This is a genomic window from Caballeronia sp. DA-9, from assembly GCF_051615025.1.
Classification (GTDB): Bacteria; Pseudomonadota; Gammaproteobacteria; order Burkholderiales; family Burkholderiaceae; genus Caballeronia; species Caballeronia sordidicola.
This window is the reverse complement of the sequence record NZ_CP195133.1, coordinates 2,057,100-2,082,853: the sequence shown is the minus strand read 5'-3', so window position 1 is coordinate 2,082,853 and position 25,754 is coordinate 2,057,100. Positions and strand designations below refer to the sequence as shown.

Genomic DNA, 25,754 nt, shown 5'->3' with positions numbered 1-25,754 from the left:
GCTTCACTGAGCCGACCTCTACTTTTCAGGATTGCACGATGTCGAGTGTTTCGATCAAGAATGTTCGAGACGGGTCGCAGGACGAGCGCGTCGAGACCTGGAAAACGCCCTGGATGGCGCAGCGCGAGAAGATGGCCGAGGGCGTTCGCGCGCCTGATCAGGGGGCGCACGCCGGGAACGCTGCCAAGACCGCCAAGGCGCGCGCGCGCGCCGAACTTGCCCGCCGCCGCCGCTTGATGATTGCGCCGCTTGGATTCGCCGCGCTGACCGCGTTGCTGCTCGGGCTGCATCAAGGCCGCTTGCTCGAATTCATCTATCCCGCGGGCGCGCTGGCGGTGACTGCGCTGCTGTTCAGGCGTTCGCCCGCGCATTACCTGTCGTTCGTGCTCTGGCTATTTTTCCTGACGCCTGAGGTGCGGCGCCTGGCCGACTACTTCAACGGGGCGTTCAGCGATCGCAGCCTCATCATGCTGGCGCCCGTGATGGCCGCGGCATTTTGCGGCGTGAACCTGCTGACTCATTTTCGCGTGCTGATGCAGCGGCGCGCCATCCCGCTCACGCTGATCGTGCTCTCCATGCTCTATGGCTATTTCATCGGCATGGTGGGGGCGGGCATTGCAGCCGCCTCCTACGTGCTGATCTCATGGCTGTTCCCGGTGCTGATCGGATTTCATGTGCTCGTTACGTGGCGGCACTACCCCGAATATCACCGGGTCCTGCTCAAGACCTTTGTCTTCGGCGGTTTCCTGATCGCTTTATATGGCGTGATTCAGTATGTGAATCCCCCGGCGTGGGATGCGTTCTGGCTGGCGCATTGCGGCATGACGTCCGAAGGCGTCGCCGCGCCGTTCTCCATGCGCGTGTCCAGCACGATGAACTCGTCGGGTCCGTTCGCGCTTGCAATGATGGTCTGCCTGTTGATGACGCTTGCCGCGCGCAACAAGATGGCGCTGCTTGCAGGCGGTCTCGCGGTGCCGGCATTGATTGGCACGATGTCGCGCAGCGTGGCTGGCGGTCTTGCGATCGGATTGCTTTACTTGTTCATCATGCTCGATACCCGCAGCCGTCTGCGGCTCGCAGCCGGTATTGCGGTAATCGTGCTGCTGTGTTCCCCGGCGCTGATGGTGGACGAGATATCGGAAAAAGCCACGGCGCGGTTCTCGACCGTCACGCAACTGGACAACGACTACAGCTATCAGGTGCGTACCGAGATCTACAGGCACTTTCTCTCGGAGATGACCACGAACATAGCGGGCCGAGGACTTGGCATGACGGGCATTGGCTCGAAGCTCTCGGACGACGGTTCGTCGAATAACGTCGACTTCGACAGCGGCCTGATGGAGGTGCCTTACGTGCTCGGGTGGCCAGGGCTGGTGCTGTACACGGCAGGCGTGCTGACGCTCGTGCTGCGTGCGTTTGTCACGAGCTTCGCCCGCAAGAACGATCGCTTTGCCGTGGCTGGTACGGCAGCCGCATTCGCCGTCCTCGCCATGATGGTCTTCGTCAATACGCTGGTCGGCGCGGGCGGTGTGTTCTTTTTCATCGGCGTGATCCTGCCGGTTGCCGGAAGGCGCTATGCGCTCGAAATGCAATCGCGCTCGCAGATGAAGCTCAAGGCGCAAAAAGACATGACCGCCGCCGAAGGGCACGCGCCTGCACCGGCCGGAACCGCCGCACAACTCAGCATTGCGCGGCCTTCGCCGCTAGTCCCATGAACGCAATCATAGAACAGGCCGATTGCACGGCCGATCATTCAGTATTCAACGAGGATCGCATGAAGCTGCTTATCGTCACTCATACCATCGGCAAGAACGACGGGCAAGGACGGGTCAACTACGAAGTTGTCCAGGCTGCGCTCGCTGTGGGCCACTCGGTCACGCTGCTCTGCACGACAGTCGATGAAACCTTGTCGCGTCATCCGCGCGTTACGATCGTGCAGCTTGCGCCGAGCCGCGTGCCTACGCGCTTGCTGAAATACCAGGCTTTCGCGTTGCGCGCGGCGGCCTGGATCCGCGCTCATCGCGCCGAGTTCGACGTGGTGCAGGTCAACGGTTTCATTGCATGGACGCGCGCGGACGTGAGCGCGATTCACTTCGTTCATACCGGCTGGTACAAGAGCGGTTATTACCCGTTTCGCCTGAGCGGCGGTCCGTATGCCGCGTATCAGGTGCTGTTCACGCGCCTCAACGCGTGGTGCGAACGCTGGGCATTCAAGCGTGCCGGCATGCTTGTGCCCGTGTCCGAAAAAGTGGCCGCCGAGCTGGTCGCGCTCGGCATGGCGCGCGACAAGATACGCGTGATTCATAACGGCGTCGACAACGTTGAATTTTCACCGAACCCTGCGCAAACATCCCAGCGCGCGCGTTTCAATCTTCCCGAAGCGCCGTTCATGCTGCTCTTTGCCGGCGATATCCGCACCGCACGCAAGAACCTCGATACCGTGCTTCGCGCACTGGTGACATGTTCGCCGAACGTGCATCTCACGGTGGCCGCAAATACCGCGAACAGTCCTTATCCAGCGCTGGCCGCATCGCTTGGAATCGCGGACCGCGTGCATTTCGTGGGCATGATCCGCGAGATGCCCGCGCTGATGCGTTGTGCCGATGCCTTTGTGTTTCCTTCGCGCTACGAAGCAATGAGCCTCGTGATGCTGGAAGCGCTCGCGTCGGGATTGCCGGTGATTACCGTGCACACGGCGGGCGGCGCGGAAGTCATCACGCCCGCGTGTGGCATGGTACTGGACGATCCCGACGACGAAAAACCGCTTGCCGACGCCATCTCGCGACTGGCAGATGATCCATTGCGCACGCGCGACATGGGACATGCGGCCCAGGCGCTGGCCGCGACCTTGTCGTGGCAGACCATGGCCGCCCGTTATCTCGCGCTGTTCGAAGAGATTGCGGCCAGCCGAAAGATTGAAAGGATCGCTAAACATCAATCGCGGGCGCACCGCGAAACTGCATCGGTGAAGACATGAGCACGGTATTCGAATCCAAGATTATCCATGGGGCGCCTCCGAGTGTTAAAGCACCTATGAATACAGCCTCGAAAGACAAACCGGGCGAGCGGAACATCGACTCGCTGCAGATCGGCATGAACTGGTTCGACGAACGTCCCGGCGGCCTCGACCGCATGGTGAGCACGCTGATCCAGTCGTTGCCGGCGCAAGGCGTGGCGGTTCGCGGGTTGGTTGCGGGCACGGAGAATGTGCGCACCACCACGAATGGCGTGGTAACACCGTTCGCGCAAGCAGACGCGCCGCTGATAAAACGTCTGCTTGCCGTGCGCCGGTCAGCCGTCGAACTGCGCAATGCCCGCATGCCGGACGTCGTGGCGGCGCATTTCGCGTTGTATGCGGCGCCCGTGCTCGGCAAGTTTTCGCGCGTACCGAAGGTGATTCATTTTCACGGGCCGTGGGGCGATGAATCGGCTCACGGCGCGCGTGGACAGGCAAGCGCAGGCGCGCGGCGCGCGCTGGAGCGGCATGTGTACCAGCGCGGCGACCGGCATATTGTGTTGTCGCAGGCGTTTGGCAACGTCTTGCATAAGCAGTACGGCGTGAAGGCGGACTCGATTCGCATCGTGCCCGGTTGCGTGGACGTGAATCACTTCAGTACCGACGTGGATCAACATGCCGCACGCACCGCGCTTGGACTGCCGCAGGACCGTCCCATTCTCTTTTGCGTGCGCCGGCTGGTTTCGCGCATGGGGCTGGAAGATCTTATCGATGCCATGTTCATCGTGCGTCAGGCGGTGCCCGACGTGTTGCTGACCATTGCGGGGAAAGGGCCGTTGATGGCTGCGTTGCAGGCGCGAATTGAATACCGTGGGCTCTCGCAACATGTGCGGCTTGCGGGTTTTGTCGCCGATGAAGCGTTGCCGCTGTGGTATCGCGCCGCGAACGTGTCGGTCGTGCCGACGGTCGCGCTGGAAGGCTTTGGGCTGACGACCATCGAGTCGCTTGCAAGCGGAACGCCCGTGATCGTGACGCCGGTCGGCGGGTTGCCTGAAGCGGTCGCGCCGCTGAGTTCCGAACTCGTGCTCGAAGCCGGTGGTTTCCAGGCGCTGGGTGCGGGGTTGAGCGGCGCGTTGCTCGGTCGCCGGCCGCTGCCGACGCAGGCCGAGTGCCGCGCTTATGCGCGCGCTCACTTCGATCTGCCCGTCATTGCGGCGCAGACGGCGGCGGTGTATCGGGAAGCGATCGACTCGTATTGACGTGATGCTTTTCAACGCGTGCGCAGCATAGAGTCAGCAATAAGAAAGAAGGGCCCGGCGCGCGTGCGCCGTCCAACCTCGAAGCGAACCTGTCATGAAAATAGTTCACCTGGCTACTCATGCGCAGTGCAACGGCAATGGCACTGTCAACGCAATGATCGATCTTGCCTGCACGCAGGCGCGCAACGGACACGACGTCGCGATTGCGTCCTCGGGCGGTGGCTATGAGCCGTTGCTGCGTCGTCACGGCGTGACGCACGTACTGTTGCAGCAGTCGCGCCAGCCGTGGCGCGTGCCTGCCATGATCGCGGGTTTCGGCCGGCTGATCGAGCGCTTCAATCCCGACGTGGTGCATGCGCACATGATGACTGGTGCGTTGATTTCGCGCTTTGGCAGCATGCGCCGGCGTTTCGCGCTGGTGACGACAATTCATCACGATATCCAGAAGAGTGCTTCGCTGATGCGCTTTGGTGACCGTGTGATCGTGGTGAGCCACGCGATGGGGAATGCCTTGCAGGAGCGTGGCTTGATGGCTGACATCCTGAGTGTGGTGCCGAGCGGCGCGGTCGGATCTCCTCGCTTCGCCGGACGTCCGCTGCCACGGCCGCTGCATTTGGGGCGTCCTGTGCTGGTGAGCGTCTCGTCGATGTTCGAGCGTAATGGTATTGCGGATATCCTGCATGCGTTTGCGCTGGTTCGTCATACGCACGATGCACGGCTTTATCTCGTGGGTGATGGGCCCGATCGCGGGTTGATGGAAATGCTCGCTGAACAACTTGGGATTGCGAACTATGTGACGTTTGTGGGGTTTGTTGCGGATCCGCGTGCTTATCTTGCGGCTGCTGATGTCTTTGTGTTTGCGCCGCATGAGGCGCCTGGGCCGCTGATTTTGAGCGAAGCGCGCGAAGCGGGGTGTGCGATTGTGGCTACGAAAGTGGGTGGTGTGCCGGAGATGCTCGATGGGGGAGCGGGCGTGCTTGTGGCGCCGGGGCAACCGCAGCAGTTGGCGGCGAAGATTGGGTGGCTTTTGATGGATTCGCCCGTACGGGCGCAGTATGCGGAGCGCGCACGCCGTGGGGTTGAGCGGTTTTCAGTGCAGCGCGTTTGTGCGGACCATCTTGGGGTATATCAGCGCGCGATTGATGGGCGCAAGGTGCAGGGATTGAGGACAGGGAATGTCGCTGGCGCTTGGGTGGGGGATTAGTGCGGCATTGGTCAACGCTGGGTTGCTGCGTTTTGCGCCTGCGCGCGGTCCCTGTTCGTTGATATTTTTAGCACTGTTAGCCACTATCCGTGGCGGGACTTCATTTCTTTTTCCAACGGCGAAAAAGAAACGAAGAAAACGCCTTCCAACCGCTAATACTTAAAGAGACCAAGCGTGCATGTATATCTGCTTGGGACTTCAAAAGAACGCCCAGCGTAAAACCCCGGACAGTTGAAACCCTCCCGCTCCGTTCACAGATACCCACACGCTTCGCCACCAGTGTGAGTAGCCTCAAACAGGAAAGCGTAGCGCGCGCAGCGCGCCACCATTTGCGTGCTTGCACGCAAATGGGGTGTTTGGCCGTACTGGTTTCGTGGGGTTGTGTGCTTGCCCGAGAGCGCTGGTGGCGAAGCGTGTGGATGTAGGGATTCGGAGGGGGAGGGTTTCAGGTGTTGGTGGTTATGGCGTCGAGGGTTCTTTTGAAGTCCCAAACCGATGAAACTGCACGCTCGGGACACTTAAGAATTAGCGGTTGAAAGGCGTTTTCTTTGCTTCGTTTCTTTGTCGCCGTTGGACAAAGAAATGAAGTCCCGCCACGGACAGTGGCTAACAGTGCTAAAAAGGACCAACGAACAGGGACCGCGCGCAGGCGCAAAAAGCAGGACCCCCAACGGCGACGACCCACGACCCACCAACCCCCGGTCTACCCGACCAACTCCCCCTGCGCATTCTGCAACCGCCGCGTAGCAAAATCCCTCTTGGCGATGGCCGCCCCACTACGTGCTGCACGCCAGCGCTGCAACGCTGTCCCTTCCCGATGCAGAAAGCGAGCCCGCCCCAGATTAACCCACCCCAAACACGCGCCATGCCCCACGACCATCAGCCACATCAATGCAATGCGCCGCCGCACCCCGCGATATTCGTCCCGCACGACCAGATGCAGGTTATACGACTCGTTCTCGATCGCAACCCAGCTCCGGCTACCCCGCACTGCACGCGAATCTTCATCGAAACGCTGCGCCGGATAATGATCCACTTCCACCGCCGGATCGTAGACCAGACGCCATCCCGCACGCCGCACCGCCGAAGCGAACGCCATGTCGTTGTTGACCTGTGCGCCCGTTCCGCGCAAACGCGTATCGAAGCGAATAGCGCCGCCGCGAATCGCACTCACGCGATAACTCATGTTCGCGCCCTTCAGGAAGTCCACGTCGCGTGCCGCACCCACGCCCAGATGATGATTGCCGATCGCGCGGCCCGGAAACTGCCAGCGGCCAACATCCGGCTCGGACGCATCAAGCGTCTCGCCATGTTCGTGCACCCAGTCGCGGCCACCCACGCCACCAACATCCGGCGCGTTCGCGAAATGCGTTTCAATGCGCTGCAGCCACGCCGGACGCGGCGCGGCGTCGTCGTCGGTAATCGCGACAATGTCACCCGTGACGGCATCCAGTCCTGCATTCAACGCGGCAACCTGGCCGCCCTGCGACACCTCCACCTTCACGAGCGGCAAACGCGCCCGCGATTTTTCGATCGCGAGCCAGGCTTGCGTCTCTTCATCGGCGCCGCGGCACACGACCAGAACTTCATCGGGCGCGCGCTGCTGCCGCGCGAGCGCATCAAGGCACCGGGCGAGATCCGAGGTTCGACGGTACGTGGGTACAAGTACAGTTATTTTCATTTTGCAGGGCGAGTCCTTCCGGGGTGTATCGGCGAATATAGCCGCGCGCGAGCGAGACGGTGCGCATGCTGCGCGAGAGGCCCTTCGGTCCATGTGCGCGCAGGTTGTGCAGCAGGTTGTGAGCCACGGCCAGTGTCAGGAACACGGCCGCCTTCGTGCGATTGCGTTCAAACCAGCGATAACGCTTGTGCGTCACGTAGATGCGCGAAGCCTCCACGAACGAGGCGTAGTACTCGCGATTCACCATCGACGGATAATGGCAATTGAACACTTCAGGCAGCGTGCGGACCGCGCATTTTCCCTGCAATGTGGCGCGCATCAGGATATCGACTTCATCGTAGCCATAGATAAGATGTTCGTCGAAACGGATCACCTTGAAAAGCCAGGCCGGAAACACGGCGCTATTGATGACCACGGTGTTGTGATAGTCGCCGGCCTTATAAGGCCGAGACTGAAAACCAAGGAACGTAACCGCATTCGCGAAAATCCGCGTGCCGTGATTCAGTTCGTAGCCCGTAATAATCAGTTTTTCCGGATGCTGGCCGCCGTTCTGAAGCGACTGCGCCATCCGCGCGAGGAAGTCAGCGGAGAGGGTAGCGTCGTCGTCAATGAACGCCACGTGCGTGCCGGTGACAGCGTCAAGCGCGTTGTTGCGGTTTGCGCCCAGTCCGCGGCGCGGTCCCTCGAGAAACACAACTTGCGGAAACTCGGAAGTCACCATCGCGCGCGTGTGCGGTTCCTTACTGTCGTCCGACACAATGATCTGATGCGCCGGATAAGTCGACGCTTCGACCGAACGCAATGCCCGGGCGAGGTCCTCCGGCCGGTCGCGTGTGCAGATGCAGACCGAAAAGCACGGCGCGGCAGGCTGACTGGATTCGTGAGAGGTGGTGGCCATTTGTTTCCCCGGCGTTTTTGTCGTGTGCCGCGCATGCACGGCGCGGCGTGATGCGCTATTTGACTTGCCGCAGAAACATGCGTCTGTGGGACATCGAACATCGGATGGCGCAACGTTGCGGGTTCCCAGCAGGTTTTTACGCTCGTGGCGGAAAAATCAGGGCGGGGTCGAAAGTGTGTGTGCGGGCGCACTGAATGAACGTCTTACAAAACGTGTAATACGCCCACAACTTAATACCAACGCTCTTTCGGGGCGCAATGCTGAGATGAAGCCTGTAACTTTCAATGACTGTTTTGGCTGGCTGCACGCGGGCGCGTCGTCCGCCACACGAGGGGTTGTACTGTGCCAGCCGTTCGGCCGTGAGGCAATGTGGGTACACAAGGGCTGGCGGGTGCTGGCCGAGCAGCTTGCGGCGGCTGGAACGCCCACGCTGCGCTTCGATTACGCCGGCACCGGCGACTCCGCCGGCGAGTCCGAGGATCCCGGCGCGGGCAAGGAGCAACTCGAGCGCTGGCTGCAAAGCATTCGCGCAGCCGTGGCTTTCCTGAAACAGACCACCGGCGTAACCGAGGTCGCGCTGTGCGGATTGCGCCTTGGCGCAACGCTCGCGGCACAGGTCGCGGCCGATGAGAATATAGGTGAGCTCGTGCTGCTCGCGCCGGTCCTGTCGGGCCGGCAATATCTTCGCGAGTTGCGCCTGCTGCAGCAGAACTGGCTTGAGACGGGCGGCCTTTATGTCGAACGGGCGCGGGCCGATACCGATTACGCTGAAGTTGTCGGGCATCGCCTGGTGGCGTCCAGCGTGGCGAAATTGGGCAAATTCGAGTTGTTGCGCGATGCCCGGCTTGTGGAGCATCCGCCGCGCCGTTTGCTCGTGCTCGATTCCTACGATCCCGTGCGTTCAAAAAAACTCGTCGATGCCTGCTCGGCCGCCGGAGCGGACGCGGCCCTCGAAAGCTTCGACGAATGCAGCGCGTTCATGCAGGAATCCGGCGTGACCGAAACGCCGCGCGAGGCAATTGCGCGCATTGTCGAATGGCTGGGTCCGCCCGCGCTTTCAAGCGCTGCGATCGCGAAGAACCCACCAGCCGCGATGCTCATCGATAACGGCGTGCGCGAAACGCCCGTCATCTTCGATAACGGCCGCTTGTTCGGGATTCTTTGTGAGCCGTTAAACGGCACGGCGTCGCGCCGCTCGGTCATATTCGTGAACCCGGGAGCGACCCATCGCATTGGTGACGCCCGCATTTCCGTGACGCTTGCGCGCCGGCTTGCACGCGAAGGTATTGCGTCCCTTCGTTTCGACGTCGGCGCACTCGGCGACAGCGCGGCGCCCGTCGATCATCGGCCGCTCTCCATGCTTTTTAGCCGCAGAAACGTTGACGACGTAGTGGCTGCGGCCGCGTATCTGGCGTCGCGCGGTCTGGACGAGGTTTCGTGCTTCGGCGTGTGTTCGGGCGCCTATTTGTGCCTGCACGCGGCAACAGTCAGCCCTCACATCCGGTCGCTGACGCTGGTGAATACGCCCAGGTTCAGTTCCCCCGAAGATCCGATGCCGCCAGCCGGCCAGGAAAATCGTCCGCGGACCGCGACCAGCACGTTCGTCCGTTCTTTTGCGACCGCTCACAAATGGAAGCGCGTCTTGCGTGGTGAGCGCAAGATCGCCCCAATCGCACGTGAGCTTGCACGACGCATGCGCACGCGGTTCACGGCGAGCATGGCGTATATCGCGGAACGCACAGTGGGTGTGGACACCATCGGCTCGCGCGTGCGGGCGATGGTCCGCAGCCTCGGTGAGCGCGGCGTCAAGGTGCGTTTCATCTACGGTGAAGCCGATGCTGGCCTGGAAGAGTTCGCGGTGTTCTTTGGCGCGGGCGGCCGGCGCATGCGCAAGTGGCGTAGTGTGGAAACGATCCATCGCGGGACGCTCGATCACGCGTGTTTCTCTTATCCGGCACGCGAAAGTCTGATGGTTTCGCTTATCGATTTTGTTCGTGACGCGTCGCTGCAACCCGTGGAGTCCGAACGCCGGCGGACGCGTTTGCTTACCGTTGTGCCATCCTTTCACCGCCGCACACAAGGTCGCGAGGAGCGGCATGCGGACATTCTCGAACCGCAGCAAGCACAGCGAATGTAACGAATTGCAAGCCGCCCTCGGGTACGTACGTATTCGCACAGACCCCGGGGGCGCTAGGGATTTACCCTACAACAATTGTCTGATGTTCGGCTGTCAACCTGTTTGCAAGCCGGAGCGTCAATACATGCACTACGCGACACGTCTGAACGTGCGCGCATTACCGCACGCTTCTTGGCGGTCCCCGGGTTCATCCTGTGTGATTTCGTTGCAATCGGCCGTCGTTCCATGGAAAAAAGTCTTATCAAGAACATCGCGATCAATTTCGCCGGGTTGATCCTGCCCGTGTTCGTCTCGCTCGCGACGGTGCCGGCCTATATCCATGGCATGGGCATTGAACGGTATGGCGTCATCAATTTGGTGTGGGCGTTGATCGGCTATTTCAGCGTGCTCGACCTCGGCATTTCGATGGCGACCGAAAATCACATCGCCAAGGCGCGTGATACAAACGACGGCAGCATCCAGCGCATTTTCTGGAGCGCTTTCTTCCTGAATCTTGCGACAGGTTTTGCGGGCGCCATCATGATCTGGTTCGGCGCCTATATCTACGTGGTGCATATTGCGACCATCGCGCCGGCATTCCAGCGCGAAGTGCTGCAAGCGCTGCCGTGGATCGCGATCGCCGTGCCGATCGCCAATGTGTCGTGGGTGTTCAGCGGCGCGATCGGCGGCGTGGAAAAGTTCGCGCTCTACAACACCAACCAGACCGTCGGCACGTTCCTGTTTCAATTGCTGCCGCTGGCCGCGTTGTATCTGTTCTCGCCCTCGCTGGCCGTGGTCGTGCCGGCTGCGGTTATCGCGCGTTTTCTTGCGGCGCTGCTGCTTGGCTATGGCACCTTTCGCGCACTTGGCATTACGCGTATTTCCAGGCCCGAATGGCCGCTGATCCGCGAACTTTTCAATTATGGCCGCTGGCTGTTGCTGTTTTCAGGCGCGAACATGATCGCGACCACACTGGACCGGGTGGTGATCGGCTCCATGCTGGGCGCGAAATCCGTGGCGTACTACGCCACGCCGCAGAACCTGGTCACGCGCCTGAACCTGCTGCCAAGCGCCATGTTGCGCACGCTTTTTCCGCGCTTTTCAGCATCCGGCAGCGAGCACGCCGGTGCGCTCTCGCATCAGGCGCTGGCGTTTCTCAACTGCGCATTCACACCGTGCGTGGTGGTTGCGCTGTTCGCGCTGGCCCCGTTCCTGAACATCTGGCTCGGCCACGAGATGGGCGTTCAGTCCGCGCCTGTCGGACGGGTACTTGTGATTGGCGTATGGCTTGCGGGACAGTCGAGCATCATGAGCGTGCTGATCCAGGCCAAGGCCAATCCGGCGCACGTGGCGCGGGTCGGCTGGATTGGCTTGCCAGTGTTTGCGCTTGTCCTGTGGCTGGGCATTCGCTGGTATGGGCTGCTCGGCGCGGGTGTCGCGGTAGTTGCGAAAACTTTCTTCGATTACGCGGCGTTCCTCTACTTTTCCAAGCTCAAGCCACAACCCATCCTGCGCAACATGGCGGGGCATCTTGTGTTCCTGGTCGTCGCCACGCTATGCGCGGACTACATGGATTCGCTGCGAGGCATGGCGGCTATCGGCGTGGTTCTGGTCGTGGGTAATCTTGGATGGTCGCTGGTCGAGTCGAGCGAATTGCGCGAGGTGGCGATGCGCTTGCGGCAACGCGTGCTGCAGGGCGCGGGATGAGCGGTGCGCATTTCCCGCGACCGCAGACAAGCGCCGGGTTTGCCCGTGAAATTCGTGAAATACCGACGACATAACAACGTGCGGGCGTTCGCGCGCGCACAGAACTAAAAAGATTTGCCTGCTTAAATGGCGCATCAATCGATGCGTGTGTTCCGCGCGTCCGCACCTGTTCGACGCGTTCAGCCCCCAATCAGCTTCAACGCATCAGGAGTCATCGTGGACGTGTCCAACCATCCCCTTGCGAGCGCGGCCGCGGAGAGCGCCGTGAGCGTGCGTGTGCAGCCCGTCATTCTCGCAGGCGGCTCCGGCACCCGTCTCTGGCCGTTATCGCGGCAGCAGTTTCCCAAGCAACTGATCGAACTCATGGGTTCGGAGTCGCTGCTGGAAGCCACGTTGCGCCGTCTCGACGGACTCGATGCGTCAGGCGATGGATCGGTTAGCGTCGACACAGGCATGCCATTCGATACCGCCGACGAACTGATCGTGGTCTGCGGATCGGAGCACAAATTGCTCACGGCTCAGCAGATCGAACGCAACGGCCGCCATGCGCGCATCGTGCTCGAACCATGTGCGCGTAATACCGCGCCGGCGCTCACGCTCGCCGCGTGGGCCGCGCTCGCGGCCGTACCGGGCGTTGATCCCGTCATGGTCGCCATGCCCGCGGACCACGCCGTCGCCGATCTCGAAGCGTTCCAGCGCACCATTGCGACCGCGATCGAGCATGCCGCAGGCGGCGCGCTCGTCACGCTGGGCATCGTGCCGGACAAGATAGAAACAGGGTACGGATACATCAAGGCTGGCGCTGCGCTCGAACGGTCGAGCGCTCACGCCATGGAAGCGCGCGTGCTCGAACGCTTCGTGGAAAAACCGCGGCGTGAGATTGCCGAGCAATATCTGGCATCGGGCGAATACTTGTGGAACAGCGGCATTTTTGTGTGCCGTGCGTCCGTGTGGCTCGCCGCGATCGAACACTTTCAACCCGCCATTCACGCCGCGTGCATTGCCGCGTTCGAACGCGGGCTGCATCAGGACGGCTTCACTCAACTCGATGTCGACGCATTCGAAGCGTGTCCGTCGGACTCCATCGACTTCGCGGTGATGGAACGCATTGCGCACGAGCCGGGTTTCCCGGGCGTGGTCGTGCCGCTCGCGGCCGGCTGGTCCGACGTCGGTGCGTGGGACGCCGTGTGGGACATGTCCAGTAAAGATGAAGACGGCAACGTGGCGCGCGGCCGTGTGCTTTTCGAAGGGTCTGAAGACAGCTTCGCGCATTCGGATGGCCGGCTCGTGGCGTGTGTGGGCGTGAGCGGCGTGGTCGTGGTTGAAACGGCCGATGCGGTCCTGGTGGCGTCGAAGGACCGGGTGCAGGAAGTGAAAGCGATGGTCGGCCGCCTGAAAGCCGCGAAAGGTACGGAGGCGCACGATCATCGCAAGGTGCAGCGTCCCTGGGGCTTTTATGATTCGATCGAACATGGCGAGCGCTTCCAGGTGAAGCGGATCGTGGTGCAACCCGGTCAGCGGCTTTCGCTGCAGATGCATCACCATCGCGCGGAGCACTGGATTGTCGTGTGCGGCACGGCGCTTGTTACACGAGGTGAAGAGACGTTCCTCGTGACTGAAAACCAGTCCACTTACATTCCGCTTGGCACCACGCATCGACTGGAAAATCCCGGCAAGACGCCGCTGGAAATGATCGAGGTGCAATCGGGCACATATTTGGGCGAAGACGACATTGTCCGCTTCGACGATCAGTACGGACGCGTCGCGGATAAAAAGAAGCGCCAGACGGATGCATGAACCCGGCCAGCGAAGCTGACTCCAAGGAAGTTTGCGGGTCAAGGCGGGGCACAAAGGCAACAGGGAAGCACGGAGTACTTACTACAGCGGTTGCCGAAGCAGCGCTGCGGCGCCGGCAGGGATAACCCTTCAAAGGGACTTTCCGACTGGCGTTCGCGGTATTGAACACGCAATTTATCGAGCACGGTGTGGCATTGCCGGTTCATTGGCACGGCTCAGGCGTGCGGTTCCGGGAGCTTGGGGAAGCTTGCCGGATACGCAGGGACACAATGCAGGGCGCAAGGGGAGAGGGGTGATGGACGAAAATAAAGAGCGATCACTGGTAGCCAAGGTGATGGACGGGCTCGTATCGGGCATCGTCGAGCAAAAGTATGGCGCGATCCTGCCGCCGCAGGACGTTCTGTCGAAGGAGTTCGACGTCAGTCGGACCGTGATGCGAGAGGCGCTCTCCATGCTTCTCGCGCGTCACATGCTGGACGTGCGGCCCAAGACGGGCACGCGCATCCGGCCGATGAGCGACTGGCGGCTGATCGATGAAGACGTCGTGAGCTGGCGCTTCCGGGCCACGCCCGATCAGGCGTTCCTGCGCGACGTGATCGAGTTCCGCATGTTGATCGAGCCGCGTGCGGCTGCCCTGGCGGCGGCGCGTGCAACGCCTGACGAGATTGCCGGGATTCGGGAGGCGTTCGACGCCCTGTCGTCGCTCGAAACAGGCGAGCCCGAGTTCCAGGCCGCCGATGTCGCGCTTCACACGCGCATTGTCGCGGCGAGCGGCAATCAGTTCTTCCAGCAGATGACCGCTATCGTGCGCGGTGCGCTGGTGACGGTGTATCCGATCGTGGAAGGCATTGCGACAATGCGTGAAGCGACGCTCGGCGCGCAGCGTGAGGTCGTGGAAGCGATCGGTGCACGCGACGCCGCTGCGGCCGAACGCGCGATGAGCCGGCTGATCGATGTCACGGCCGAGGAAGTCGGGCGTGCATTTTCGCTTGAACGGCGCGAGGATGATTCTTCTCCGCCTGTCGGCGAATCGCAGTCAGCGGGCGCTTGATTCCGCAGGCTGCCGTAACACGGCTCCACGCTTGACACCGGGACGGTCCCGGCGGATTTCAAGCGAGGGCTGCCCGGATTCTGGTCACGTCATTCGTGGCCGGGCGCTTCTGGCGCCGGATTCAGGGTTCTTCCCTACGCAAACGTTACACTCCCTTTCTTCGCGTCATCTTCCGCTTCCTCCCGCTTCCTGCTTCCCGACAATCGCGCCCTTAGTGGACAATGAGCGGTGACCGAGTCACGACCATCAATTCAGGAGCGCAACAGATGAATGAAGAAAGCACGATTCGTTGGGGTATTGTCGGCGCCGGACGGATTGCGCACCGGTTCGCCGAGGGGTTGGCCTTTGTACCGGGAACGCAACTCGCAGGCGTCTGGTCGCGCCGGCCCGAACCCACGCGCGCTTTCGCCGACAAGTTCCAGACAACGGCTTTCGAGAGCTTCGACGCGATGCTCGGCAACATCGACGCGCTCTATGTCGCGACCATGCAGAACAGCCATCCCGAGTACGCGCTGCGTGCTTTCAAGGCGGGCCGTGCCGTGCTTTGCGAGAAACCCGCGGCCGTCAACGCGCGTGCGTTGCAACAGGTGATCGATGCCGCGCGGGCCTCGAAAATCCTCTTCATGGAAGCCATGAAACCGCCGTTCTATCCGCTCTATACCCGGTTGCGCGAGCATCTTGCAGCGGACCCGGTCGGTCAGATCGGGCTGGTTCGAGCCGGGTGTTCCATCGCGAATGTTCCGCTCGACCATCCTTCCTACTCCATGGAAATGGGCGGCGGCGCGTTACTCGACATCGGTATCTATGAGGCGTTCCTTGCGGTCGACTGGCTCGGCGAACCGCTTGAAGTGCAGACGTTCGGGCGGCTCGGGCAAAGCGGCGTAGATAGTTTCGCGAGCCTGAATGTCCGGCACGAACGCGGCGTGGCGCAACTGTTTTGCGGCATGGATCTTCAGGGCAAGGGCGACGCGTTGCTCGCAGCTACGGGCGGCACCGTGACGATTCACGAGAACTGGTGGAACCCGGCGCGCGCGACCATTCGTTATCTCGATGGCCGCACGGTCGAGCTCGATGAACCGTTCGAAGGCGGCGGCCTCAACTACGAGACCGCGCATTTCTGCGAACTGCTGCGAAGCGGGGCGACTGAAAGTCCCGTCATGCGGCATGCGGTATCGATGCAGATGATCTCCATCACCGACGCCGCCCGCCGCGATCTTGGCGTGCGTTTCCCGTTCGAAACCGAGTGACGGACCGGCTCGACGTACGACCCTGTTTAAGCGTCGTTTCAGGTTTGCACGATACCCTGCGACGTCTTCACCTGCCGGGCATTCCTACCATGCGATTCTTATCCCGACTCTGGCGCGACAATCGCAAGCTGGTGGCGTTTCTGGTCCTGATGGCCCTGTTTCGAAGTGCGATTGCGGACTGGAACGTGGTTCCGAGCGGTTCCATGTTGCCGACCATTCGCGAAGGCGACCGGATTTTCGTCGACAAGATGGCTTACGATTTGCGCGTGCCGTTCACGCACATCGCGATCCTGCATCTTAACGATCCGCAGCGCGGGGATATCGTGACGGTGGATTCGTCGGCGGCGCACGAGCTGATCGTAAAAAGACTGATCGGCCTTCCCGGCGACGTGGTCGCAATGCGTGACAACGTGCTTTATATCGATGGCAGGCGGGCCGCGTATCAGCCGGCCGACATCACGGGCGTGGCGGGCGACGCATCGTCACCGGGCGAGTATCTCGATGAAAAACTGGGACGCGTTTCGCATGTCGTGAGGTTATCGGTATTGGCGCCGAGTCCGCGACGCTCGTTCGGACCGGTCACGGTGCCGAAGGGACAATATCTGATGCTGGGAGACAACCGCGACGACAGCGCGGATTCGCGGTATTTTGGTTTTTTCCCGCGCGATGAGTTGATGGGGCGGGCACGAAGGGTGGCGTATTCGCTGGATCCCGAGCGCCACTACTTTCCCCGCCTGGGAAGATTCGGGGCGCGGCTGGACGGATAGGCGTCAGGCGTTCCCCAGCGCCGTGATGCTAATGCCTTCCCGGCAAAGCCAACCGTCGCTCGAACCGCCGCTGCACGAATTCCAGCACGCTGCAAAGCACCCAATAAACCACGGCGGCTGCCAGATACAACGGCAAAGGCTGATACGTGGCGGCGATCACTTCCTGAGCGCTGCGCAGCAATTCCGTCACCGTAATCACGGACACCAGCGACGTATCCTTGATCAAGCTAATGAGGCTGTTTGAAAGACTCGGCACGGCAATGCGCAGCGCCTGCGGCCCGATCACATAGCGCAGCGTCTGCGTCCTTGAAAGTCCAAGGCTGTAAGCCGCGAGCCACTGCCCGCTCTGGATCCCGAGAATCGCCCCGCGCATGCTTTCCGACAAATAAGCCGCCGCATTCGCCGACAACGCGATGACCCCGGCCGGCGTTGGATCGAGTGAAATCCCGATGCTCGGCAGCCCGTAGTAAATCACGAAGATCTGCACCAGTAGCGGTGTCCCGCGCATCACGCTCACGTAGGCGCGCCCGATACCCACCAGCGTCTTGCTGCGGCTGATGCCCATGACCGCGAGCACGATGGCCGCGATCAGGCCAAAAAACATCGAGTAGACCGCGAACTTGATCGTCAGCACGGCGCCTTGCGCAAGAGCCGGTATCGATTGAACGAGGAGAGATGTCGTGGACATGAGGAAATGAAGTTGGCTTCGTGACAGTCGGGCAGGCATCAAAAGCCAAGGGCGGCATCAGGAAGACGCCGCCCCGATGCCGAAGGCGTAAAAGAAACGGTTGCTGCTTGACAGGCTTACTTGGCGGGCTTCGTCACGTCGATACCGAACCACTTGTCCGAGATCTTCGTGAAGGTGCCATCGGCTTCGAGCTGGGTCATCGCGTCGTCAATGGCTTTCTGGAACTTCGGATTGCCCTTCTTGAACGGAATGCCCGACGGATTGCCCGGACCCACATTCGCGCCGGTACGCAGCGGCAACTGCGAATTTTTCATCAGGTACGCGAGCATCAATCGGTCGTTCAACGCGGCGTCCAGCCGGTTCGACGCCAGATCGCGCAAGTATTCCGGCGCGCCCGGATACGTCTTTACATCGATACCCGGAACCGCCTTCGCCATGTCCATGTAGTTGGTGCCCAGACCCACGCCGAGCTTCTTGCCCTTCAGGTCATCGAGCGTCTTGAACTCACGCGTGTCGTCCTTGCGCTGGATCAGTTGCGCATTCGAATACGTGTAGGCCGGCGAGAAATCGAGCGTCTGCTTGCGCGCGTCGGTGATGCCGACCTGATTCACGATCACGTCGAACTTGCCTGCCTGCAGGCCGGCAATGATCCCGCTCCATTCGGTCGTGACAAATTCGGGCTTCACGCCGAGCTTCGCGGCAACGGCCTTGGCAATATCCACGTCGAAACCGACCAGTTCACCTTGCGGCGTTTTCGAGTTGAACGGCGGAAAGGTGCCTTCCAGCCCAATGCGCAACGTACCGCGCTGCTTGACGGAATCCAGCAGGTCTTCGGCATGAGCAACAGCCGAGAGCGATGCGCCGATCAATCCTGCCACGAGTACTTTCTTGAAGAGGGTCAGTTTCATGTGTTGTTTGCCTTTGTCTGAATCTGTGTTGGGTAAATCCGAAGTGCGGCGATGATAGCGAAATCGCAGCCGCGGCTTCATATCGATTCCTCATGTGGGTATGAGGTCAGGTAGTGATGCAACGCGCCTCAGACAACTGCGCCGTGACTCGCCAGCGCTTCGACGCACTCGGTCACGAGCGCCGGTCCGCGATAAATCAAGCCCGTATAGATCTGTACCAGCGACGCGCCCGCCGCGAGCTTTTCGCGCGCATCGTCGCCGGACATGATGCCGCCCACGCCAATGATCGGCACCGCGTCGCCAAGCTCCGCGCGCAACTTTCGAATCACCGCATTCGATGCCTCGAACACCGGCTTGCCGGACAATCCGCCTGCTTCGTCGCTGTGTTTCATGCCGGCCACAGCCGTGCGCGACAACGTGGTGTTGGTCGCAATCACGCCGTCTATTTTGTGGCGCAGCAAGGTGGCGGCGATCTCCTCGATCTGTTCGTCGTCGAGATCGGGGGCGATCTTGAGCGCGAGCGGCACGAGCTTGCCGTGCATGTCGGACAGGCGTTGCTGCTTGTCTTTCAATGCGCCGAGCAGCGCGTCGAGTTCGCCCGCGCCTTGCAACTGGCGCAGGTTCTTCGTATTGGGCGACGAGATGTTGATGGTCACGTAGCTCGCGAACGGATACACGCGCTCGAGGCAATACAAATAATCCTCCGCGGCGCGCTCAATCGGCGTATCCGCATTTTTCCCGATATTCAGTCCCAGAATCCCGCGATACCGCGCGGCCTGCACGTTCTCCACGAACTGGTCGACGCCGCGGTTATTGAAACCGAGCCGGTTGATGAGCGCCTGTGCCTCGGGCAGCCGGAACATGCGCGGACGCGGATTGCCGGGCTGCGCGCGCGGCGTGACCGTTCCCACTTCGATAAATCCAAACCCGAGCGACGCCAACCCGTCAATACACGCGCCTTCCTTGTCCAGCCCGGCCGCCAGCCCGACGGGATTGCGAAAGTTCAGGCCCATGACCGTGCGCGGGGAATCGGGGGCGCGCTCGGCGAGCATGCCGGCAAGCCCGGTGCGGCCAGCGGCGCCCAGCATGCGCAGCGTCAGGTGATGGGCATCTTCCGCATCCATGCGAAAAAGTTGCGCGCGGGCAAGCGGGTAGAGGGAACTGAACACGAGAAGAGGCCGGAACGGCGAAAATTGAGACGCGCCATTTTAACGGCTTTACCGGCGGCGGCTGAAAAGCTGTTTAGGAATGGTGAAAATGGGGAGCAAAGCGCCGTGTTCCGCAGGACGATCCTTCATCAACGACGCGGCTTGTCCGCAGCCATCTTGCCGGGCATAGGCGGTGTTCCGGCGGAGTGCATCGTGAGGGGATCGAGCAGCCCCCAGCGGCCATCGATCAATCCTTCGAGCGGCCGGAAGTTGGCCTTGTACGCCATTTTTTCGCTTTCGCGGATCCAGTAGCCAAGATACACGTACGGCAGGTCGAGGCTGCGCGCCTGCTCGATTTGCCACAGGATGTTGTAGGTGCCGAAGCTGGTATGCGGCAGGTCCGGGTCGAAGAATGTATAGACCGAGGACAGACCGTCCCCAAGGATGTCGATCATGCTGATCATGCGCAGGACGCCCTTTTCAGGGGGATCGCTGTTGGGCTTGCCGTCGCCGCTTTCCATGCCCTCCATAGCCGTCACCGGCTCGCGAAATTCCACGAGCCGCGAGTTGATCCGGCTTTGCAGGAGGAACTGTTCGTACTGGTCGCGGCTGTCGCGGTCCATGCCGCCGCCCGCGTGCCGTGCGGACTGGTAGCGCATGTAGAGTGTGTAATGCTCTTCGTCGTAGTGCAGGGGCGCGACGCTCGCGACGAGCCCGCCATGCAGTTTCCAGACGCGCCGCTGAGTACGGTTCGGCTTGAATCCGTCAATGGGCAGCCGCACCGGCACGCACGCGCGGCAGCCGTCGCAATAGGGCCGATAGGTGAACACGCCGGAGCGCCGGAAACCCGCCTTGACGAGTTCGGTATAAACGTCAGAGTTGATCAAATGGCTTGGCGTCGCGACCTGGGAGCGCGCAATGCGCCCGTCGAGGTAGCTGCAGGGATACGGCGCCGTTGCATAGAATTGCAACGCCGAAAGCGGTGAAAGCGGCAGCTCATTGGGGTGAGTCACGTTGGCAGCTCTCGTTCTAGGCTTCTGTCGTCTCGCTGTGTTGCCGGTTAAACGTTGCTGTTAAGCAAGGCACACAATGCAAATTACTCAATGATCTTCGATCGGCGCCGCTGATCTCAATGCGGTTTCAGCTTTCCGCGCGAACCCGCATTCACAACGACACTTGCGCGCCGAGCGTTGCGAGCAGCGCCGATTTATCGAACTGCCAGGGTATCGGCGGCTCGAACACGGCATCGCGCAAATGTCTCAAAAAAGCTTTCCGCGTGATCTCGCGCCCGCCCAGCGACGCCAGATGCGACGTATTCTGCTGGCAGTCTATCATCTCTATTTTATGGTGGCGCAAGTGTCCGACGAGTCCCGCGAGCGCGATTTTCGAGGCGTCGGTTCTATGCGCGAACATCGATTCGCCGAAAAACATCCGTCCGAACGACACGCCGTAAAGACCGCCGACACGTTTGCCTTCGAACCAGGTTTCAATGCTGTGCGCCCGCCCTTCGCGATGCAGCGACGAATACGCCTCCACGATATCCGCCGTGATCCACGTGCCGCGCTGGCCTTCGCGCGGCGTCTGCGCGCACGCGCGCATCACGCCCGCGAAATCATGGTCCACGCGGATCTCCCACGCTGCGTCTCTCAACACGCGCCGCAGCGTCTTGCGCAGCGAATCGGAGACCTTGAATTCGTCTGGAACCAGGACCATGCGCGGGTCCGGGCTCCACCAGAGCACTGGCTGGCCATCGGAATACCAGGGGAAGATCCCGTGCTGATAGGCGTCAACCAGCCGCGCGCCTTGCAGCTCCGCGCTCGCCGCGAGCAAACCCGGCGCGCCGCTCGCCTCGCCGAGCGCGCGCTCGACGGGAGGAAACGGATCGTCGGAAGCGAGCCATGGAACCATGATGCGCTCGCCGCTCAGCCTTCGCGCAATGAGCGGAAGATGTCGCCGGTGTGCAGGGAATAGGTGCCGGCGGCGCGATCGGCGAAAAAGAAGCGCAGCGTCTGGCCAACGGTCGGGAATGCGATCTCGTCCCAGGGGATCTCGCTTTCATCGAAGAGTTTCACTTCCAGGCTTTCCTCGCCTGCATCGATGTCCAGGTCCAGCAGGCGCGCCAGGTAAAACAGATGCACCTGATGAACGTGCGGCACATTGAGCAACGTGAAAAGGCTCTGGATCTCCACGCGCGCGCCGGCTTCTTCCAGCGTCTCGCGCGAAGCGCCTTCGCTGGTCGTCTCGTTCATCTCCATGAAACCCGCTGGCAGCGTCCAGTAGCCGTAGCGCGGTTCGATCGCGCGACGGCACAGCAAGACCTTGTCGTCCCACACGGGCACGGTTCCGACCACGTTGCGCGGATTCTGATAATGCACCGTGCCGCAGTTGCCGCAGACGAAACGTTCGCGGTTGTCGCCGGGCGGAATAAGCAGGCTGACTTCATGACCGCAGACGGAGCAGAATTTCATAGGGGAAAAGTCTGAAAGTGTCGTGCGAGTGTATCACCGAGGCCGGGGCGCGCGGCATGGCTGGGAAGGGCGCCGATACCTGCCGAATGGTCTGGGAGCCTGCGGATCGGGCGGGAGCGAATCAGCGCGTTTGGCTGTTGCCTCGCTACAATAAGTGCTTCGGACGCGCCGTTTTCCTGCTCCGCCCATTTCACGGTTCACCAAACATTCCCGCCGATGTCCATCATGCCCGCTGCTTCACGCCCGCCAATGTTGTCCACCGCCGATGCGCTCGCCACCTTGCTCGCAGCCGCGCGCCGGGTGGATGGCGCGGAAACCGTCGATACCGCCAACGCGCTCGGGCGCGTACTCGCCGCCGATGTGGTGTCGCCGCTGGACGTGCCGCCCATGCGCACCAGCGCCATGGACGGCTATGCGGTCCGGGCCGCCGATCTTGCCCAGGCGTCCGATGCAAACGGCGTCACGCTGCCGGTGTCGCAGCGGGTGCCGGCCGGCGCGGCGGCCGAGCCGCTCGCCGCCGGCACGGCCGCGCGGATCTTTACCGGCGCGACCGTGCCGCCGGGCGCGGACACCATCGTGATGCAGGAAATGGTTCGTCTCGACGATTCCCGCGCGCGCTTTTCCCAGGCTCCGGCAGAAGGCGAGTGGATCACGCAGCAGGGCGCCGATATTCGCCGCAACTCCGTCATCCTGTCCGCCGCCACCCGGCTGACGCCGCAGGCGCTGGGGCTGGCGGCGTCGGTGGGATGCGCCACGCTCGAAGTCGTGCGCCGCGTGCGCGTGGCCGTGTTTTTTACCGGCGACGAACTCACCATGCCCGGCGAACCGTTGCGGCCGGGCGCAATCTACAATTCGAACCGTTTTACGCTGCGCGCGCTGCTCGCCAGACTGGATTGCGACGTGACGGACCTGGGTATCGTGCCGGACCGGCTGCACGCGACACGTGAAACGCTGCGGCGCGCGGCGCGTGACCATGACCTGATCCTCACGTGCGGCGGGGTATCGGTGGGAGAGGAGGATCATGTCAAACCCGCCGTGGAAGCCGAAGGGCGAATCTCCATGTGGCAAATCGCGATGAAACCCGGCAAGCCGCTGGCGTTCGGCGCGGTTCGGCGCGAGGCTTCGCGGCTTGGGGAAGAAGCGTTTTTTATCGGCTTGCCGGGCAATCCGGTCTCGAGTTTCTGCACGTTCCTGCTGTTCGTGCGGCCCTTCATCCTGCGTCTGGCGGGCGTGGAAACGGTAAAGCCGCGCGTGTATTCCATGCGCGCGGATTTCACGCAGAAAAAGGGCGACCGGCGCAACGAATTCCTGCGCGCCCGCGTGAACGATGCGGGCGGCCTGGACGTGTTCGGCAACCAGAGCTCGGCGGTGCTGACATCGACGGTATGGGGCGATGGCCTCATCGATAACCCGCCCGATCACGCCATCCAGACAGGCGAAATCGTGCGTTTTATCCCGTTTTCAGAATTGATGCGTTGAAGGTGATCATGAAAGTCGAATTGCGGTTTTTTGCGAGCGTGCGCGAAGCGCTCGGTGTGGCAAACGAAAGTGTCGAAGTGCCGGACGGGATTGCAAGCGTGGGCGATGTCCGCGCCTGGCTGCGCGCGCGCGGCGGTGTTTGGGCCGAAACGCTCGCCGAAGGCCGCACGCTGCGAATGGCGTGCAATCACGAGATGACGGACCCGTCGCGGCGCATCACGGAAGGCTGCGAGGTTGCGTTTTTCCCACCTGTGACGGGCGGTTGAGATGACCCGAATCCGCGTGCAGGAAGCCGATTTCGATATCAGCGCCGAAGTTGCCGCGCTGCGTGCCGATAACCCCAAGGTCGGCGCGGTCGCCTGCTTTGTGGGAACGGTTCGCGACCTAAACGAAGGCCAGAGCGTCCGGGCAATGGAGCTGGAGCACTATCCCGGCATGACCGAAAAGGCGCTGGAGAAGATTGCAGCGCAGGCGCGGGAACGCTGGACGGGTTCTGACGTGCTGATTGTGCATCGGGTGGGAAAGCTGTTGCCGCTCGATCAGATCGTGCTGGTCGCGACGACCGCGGTGCATCGGGCCGAAGCGTTCGAATCCTGCGCTTTCGTGATGGATTATTTGAAGACCCAGGCGCCGTTCTGGAAAAAAGAGAAAACGGAACACGGCGAGAAATGGGTCGATGCACGCGAGTCGGACGATACCGCGCTTGCCCGGTGGCGTGCCGGCGGACCCAAAGGCGCGAACTAAGCTCCGACGCTCAGGACCCGTTGTTCTCGACGCCCGTCACATTCACAGGGAATGGCGCGCCGCTGCTCCGATCGGGTAGATCGGCTTCTGTTTCATGCCCGGCGGGCTCGCCTCTTCGCAAGCGTTTGAGCGACGCCAGCAACGCAAGCTGCGTGTCAGGAATGCGGTAGTCCCAGCCGAACTTACTCAATTGCAGGCTTTGCGCAATACGCAGCGCCGGTTCCATGAACTGCACGGCTGCGGCAGGTTCGTAACGGTTTTGGACGGTATCGAGAAAAAGCGAGAGCCAGCGGGCAAAGTGCTGCGGCTCGATATTGCCAAGCGGCCGATGCGCTTCCTGCACATTGCCGCGATAGTCCTTCGTTCCCAGAACCAGGCTCGACCAGAAAGTCGTCATCTTCGCCAAGTGAGCATCCCATCGGCCACTCAGTTCGCTTGAAAATATCGGGCCGAGCAAAGGGTCATCGTCCACACGCTTGTAGAAAGCGTCAACGAGTTCGCGGATATTCGCTTCGCTAGGCTGTGAAGCGGGCGCAGGTGATGAGGATTGGACAGCGAGATCTTTCGACATGTGGAGGCGGTGATTTAAACGCGGCGCAGCGCCGGGAATTCAGCAGCAAACATATTCAGCATGTTGAACCGGCCCTTTTAATTTCGCGGCACATTCCATAAGCAATTTCGGGAAGGATGAATAAACCTGAAATCTGTCGCAGAATAGCGCCGTTAGCAAAATGCAATTTCGCGGTTTTTGCAGAGCCGGCTTTCATGATAATCGACGTCAAGCTCGAAACCTGTTTAGCCGGAAGCGACCGCTTGCCGCATCGATGACCGAGCATGCTGAGTCCGGGTTCACGCACGCGCCATATCAATAGCGGCTTGAATCCGGGGCGCTGTTTGGCGAGCCGGCTGCACGCGCGTCCCGGGGAACGCGGCTGAATAACGCGACCATTTACGCGATTACCCTCATGCGACTAACCGATTACACCGACTATTCGTTGCGCGTCATGCTTTATCTCGCCGTTCGGCCGGAAGGTCTCTCGACGATCCAGGAGATTTCGGAGGCATACGGCATTTCGAAGAATCACTTGATGAAAGTAGTGCAGCGGCTTGGCGAACTTGGCTGGGTGGAAACCGTTCGCGGCCGCAACGGCGGTTTGAGACTGGACGCCCGCACGCCGTTTTTGACCATCGGCGAGGTGGTGCGTAAGACGGAGAGCGACTTTGACATCGTCGGTTGCTTTGCCGGTGCAAACGAGTCCCGCCGCCATTGCGTGATTCAGTCTCATTGCCAGTTGAAGGGCGTATTCGCGGCGGCGCGGGATGCTTTCCTCGCGGAACTCGACAGGCATACCATCGGTGATCTGGCATCGCCAGCCGACGAACTGGCGGGCCTGCTCGGTATCGTGCGGTTCGCGCCTTCCCTAAAAACGGATGCAGGCATTTCCGGGCAGATCGCTGGCCGAAGTTAAGCTGGCGGCTCCATATCGGCCGGCGCGCTCGTTCACTGACCGCGCGCCGTCGCGTATCCGGCACTCCGGTTTCAAGCCGCGAGGCCTGACCGCACCGTCCCCGCCCGTTTTGACGATTTACGCAAAAAATTGCCGTTTCCGGGCATCGAAGCGCTTGAAAGTGCCCG

At 61.5% G+C, this 25,754-nt stretch carries 23 protein-coding genes; 14 read left to right on the top strand and 9 right to left on the bottom strand.

What is annotated here, in order from left to right; all coding sequences use genetic code 11:
• Positions 1 to 38 precede the first annotated feature (38 nt).
• The 4 genes from ACRWA7_RS25745 to ACRWA7_RS25730 all read left to right on the top strand — a co-directional run bounded on the left by ACRWA7_RS25745 (position 39) and on the right by ACRWA7_RS25730 (position 5,419).
• The gene (locus ACRWA7_RS25745) at positions 39 to 1,715 is read left to right on the top strand and encodes an O-antigen ligase family protein (protein WP_438393093.1); all 1,677 of its coding nucleotides are present in this window, start codon (positions 39 to 41) and stop codon (positions 1,713 to 1,715) included.
• A gap of 59 nt (positions 1,716 to 1,774) precedes the next feature.
• Positions 1,775 to 2,977, top strand: a complete 1,203-nt coding sequence (locus tag ACRWA7_RS25740) for a glycosyltransferase family 4 protein (protein ID WP_438396784.1) — start codon at positions 1,775 to 1,777, stop codon at positions 2,975 to 2,977.
• Between the two features lie 56 nt (positions 2,978 to 3,033).
• Entirely contained in the window at positions 3,034 to 4,215 is a 1,182-nt protein-coding gene (locus tag ACRWA7_RS25735) for a glycosyltransferase family 4 protein (RefSeq protein ID WP_438393091.1), read from the top strand.
• A 94-nt stretch (positions 4,216 to 4,309) separates the two neighbouring features.
• Positions 4,310 to 5,419 (top strand): glycosyltransferase family 4 protein, encoded by a 1,110-nt coding sequence (locus ACRWA7_RS25730; RefSeq protein ID WP_438393089.1) that lies wholly within the window; start codon positions 4,310 to 4,312, stop codon positions 5,417 to 5,419.
• 703 nt (positions 5,420 to 6,122) lie between these two features.
• On the opposite strand, the gene ACRWA7_RS25725 is transcribed toward ACRWA7_RS25730, so the two are convergent.
• Entirely contained in the window at positions 6,123 to 7,100 is a 978-nt protein-coding gene (locus ACRWA7_RS25725) for a glycosyltransferase family 2 protein (RefSeq protein WP_438393088.1), read from the bottom strand.
• Positions 7,039 to 7,998 (bottom strand): glycosyltransferase family 2 protein, encoded by a 960-nt coding sequence (locus tag ACRWA7_RS25720; RefSeq protein WP_438393086.1) that lies wholly within the window; start codon positions 7,996 to 7,998, stop codon positions 7,039 to 7,041. The genes ACRWA7_RS25725 and ACRWA7_RS25720 overlap by 62 nt, the downstream gene beginning before the upstream one ends.
• Before the next feature lie 265 nt (positions 7,999 to 8,263).
• Between ACRWA7_RS25720 and ACRWA7_RS25715 the strand changes: the two genes are divergently transcribed.
• From ACRWA7_RS25715 to lepB, 6 genes are all read left to right on the top strand, one after another.
• Positions 8,264 to 10,135, top strand: coding sequence for a serine aminopeptidase domain-containing protein (locus ACRWA7_RS25715; RefSeq protein WP_438393084.1), 1,872 nt, complete (start codon positions 8,264 to 8,266; stop codon positions 10,133 to 10,135).
• Between the two features lie 225 nt (positions 10,136 to 10,360).
• Entirely contained in the window at positions 10,361 to 11,821 is a 1,461-nt protein-coding gene (locus ACRWA7_RS25710) for a flippase (RefSeq protein WP_438393083.1), read from the top strand.
• Between the two features lie 213 nt (positions 11,822 to 12,034).
• Positions 12,035 to 13,618, top strand: a complete 1,584-nt coding sequence (locus ACRWA7_RS25705; RefSeq protein WP_060856362.1) for a mannose-1-phosphate guanylyltransferase/mannose-6-phosphate isomerase — start codon at positions 12,035 to 12,037, stop codon at positions 13,616 to 13,618.
• A 295-nt stretch (positions 13,619 to 13,913) separates the two neighbouring features.
• Positions 13,914 to 14,669 carry a FadR/GntR family transcriptional regulator gene (locus ACRWA7_RS25700; protein WP_060856327.1) on the top strand — a complete coding sequence of 252 codons (756 nt, stop codon included), beginning with the start codon at positions 13,914 to 13,916 and terminating at the stop codon, positions 14,667 to 14,669.
• Between the two features lie 266 nt (positions 14,670 to 14,935).
• Complete coding sequence (locus ACRWA7_RS25695) at positions 14,936 to 15,916, top strand: Gfo/Idh/MocA family protein (protein WP_438393081.1); 981 nt, start codon at positions 14,936 to 14,938, stop codon at positions 15,914 to 15,916.
• An 89-nt stretch (positions 15,917 to 16,005) separates the two neighbouring features.
• Entirely contained in the window at positions 16,006 to 16,683 is a 678-nt protein-coding gene (lepB, locus tag ACRWA7_RS25690; protein ID WP_438393079.1) for a signal peptidase I, read from the top strand.
• 28 nt (positions 16,684 to 16,711) lie between these two features.
• Here the strand turns inward: lepB and ACRWA7_RS25685 are convergent, their stop codons facing one another.
• The 6 genes from ACRWA7_RS25685 to ACRWA7_RS25660 form a co-directional block, all read right to left on the bottom strand.
• Positions 16,712 to 17,371 carry an amino acid ABC transporter permease gene (locus ACRWA7_RS25685; protein WP_060856324.1) on the bottom strand — a complete coding sequence of 220 codons (660 nt, stop codon included), beginning with the start codon at positions 17,369 to 17,371 and terminating at the stop codon, positions 16,712 to 16,714.
• Positions 17,372 to 17,487: 116 nt separating this feature from the next.
• The gene (locus ACRWA7_RS25680; protein ID WP_438393077.1) at positions 17,488 to 18,279 is read right to left on the bottom strand and encodes a cystine ABC transporter substrate-binding protein; all 792 of its coding nucleotides are present in this window, start codon (positions 18,277 to 18,279) and stop codon (positions 17,488 to 17,490) included.
• Positions 18,280 to 18,407: 128 nt separating this feature from the next.
• On the bottom strand, positions 18,408 to 19,448 hold the full coding sequence (locus ACRWA7_RS25675; protein ID WP_438393076.1) for a quinone-dependent dihydroorotate dehydrogenase: 1,041 nt from the start codon (positions 19,446 to 19,448) through the stop codon (positions 18,408 to 18,410).
• Positions 19,449 to 19,576: 128 nt separating this feature from the next.
• Entirely contained in the window at positions 19,577 to 20,440 is an 864-nt protein-coding gene (locus ACRWA7_RS25670) for an arginyltransferase (protein ID WP_438393074.1), read from the bottom strand.
• A 151-nt stretch (positions 20,441 to 20,591) separates the two neighbouring features.
• On the bottom strand, positions 20,592 to 21,335 hold the full coding sequence (gene aat / locus ACRWA7_RS25665) for a leucyl/phenylalanyl-tRNA--protein transferase (protein WP_060856321.1): 744 nt from the start codon (positions 21,333 to 21,335) through the stop codon (positions 20,592 to 20,594).
• A 14-nt stretch (positions 21,336 to 21,349) separates the two neighbouring features.
• Positions 21,350 to 21,895, bottom strand: a complete 546-nt coding sequence (locus ACRWA7_RS25660; protein WP_438393072.1) for an NUDIX hydrolase — start codon at positions 21,893 to 21,895, stop codon at positions 21,350 to 21,352.
• Positions 21,896 to 22,144: 249 nt separating this feature from the next.
• Between ACRWA7_RS25660 and ACRWA7_RS25655 the strand changes: the two genes are divergently transcribed.
• From ACRWA7_RS25655 to moaE, 3 genes are read left to right on the top strand one after another with little or no spacing between them, the layout of a single operon-like run.
• A complete protein-coding gene (locus ACRWA7_RS25655) occupies positions 22,145 to 23,374 on the top strand; it encodes a molybdopterin molybdotransferase MoeA (RefSeq protein WP_438396783.1) in 1,230 nt (409 codons plus the stop codon).
• An 8-nt stretch (positions 23,375 to 23,382) separates the two neighbouring features.
• Entirely contained in the window at positions 23,383 to 23,640 is a 258-nt protein-coding gene (moaD, locus tag ACRWA7_RS25650; RefSeq protein WP_060856360.1) for a molybdopterin converting factor subunit 1, read from the top strand.
• 1 nt (position 23,641) lies between these two features.
• Positions 23,642 to 24,118, top strand: a complete 477-nt coding sequence (gene moaE / locus ACRWA7_RS25645) for a molybdopterin synthase catalytic subunit MoaE (protein ID WP_060856318.1) — start codon at positions 23,642 to 23,644, stop codon at positions 24,116 to 24,118.
• Between the two features lie 10 nt (positions 24,119 to 24,128).
• Here the strand turns inward: moaE and ACRWA7_RS25640 are convergent, their stop codons facing one another.
• Positions 24,129 to 24,689 carry a group III truncated hemoglobin gene (locus ACRWA7_RS25640; RefSeq protein WP_060856317.1) on the bottom strand — a complete coding sequence of 187 codons (561 nt, stop codon included), beginning with the start codon at positions 24,687 to 24,689 and terminating at the stop codon, positions 24,129 to 24,131.
• A gap of 394 nt (positions 24,690 to 25,083) precedes the next feature.
• Here ACRWA7_RS25640 and ACRWA7_RS25635 point away from each other — a divergent pair, with 394 nt between their 5' ends.
• Positions 25,084 to 25,587: an Rrf2 family transcriptional regulator gene (locus ACRWA7_RS25635; protein ID WP_438393068.1), complete on the top strand. Its 504-nt coding sequence runs from the start codon at positions 25,084 to 25,086 to the stop codon at positions 25,585 to 25,587.
• Positions 25,588 to 25,754 lie beyond the last annotated feature (167 nt).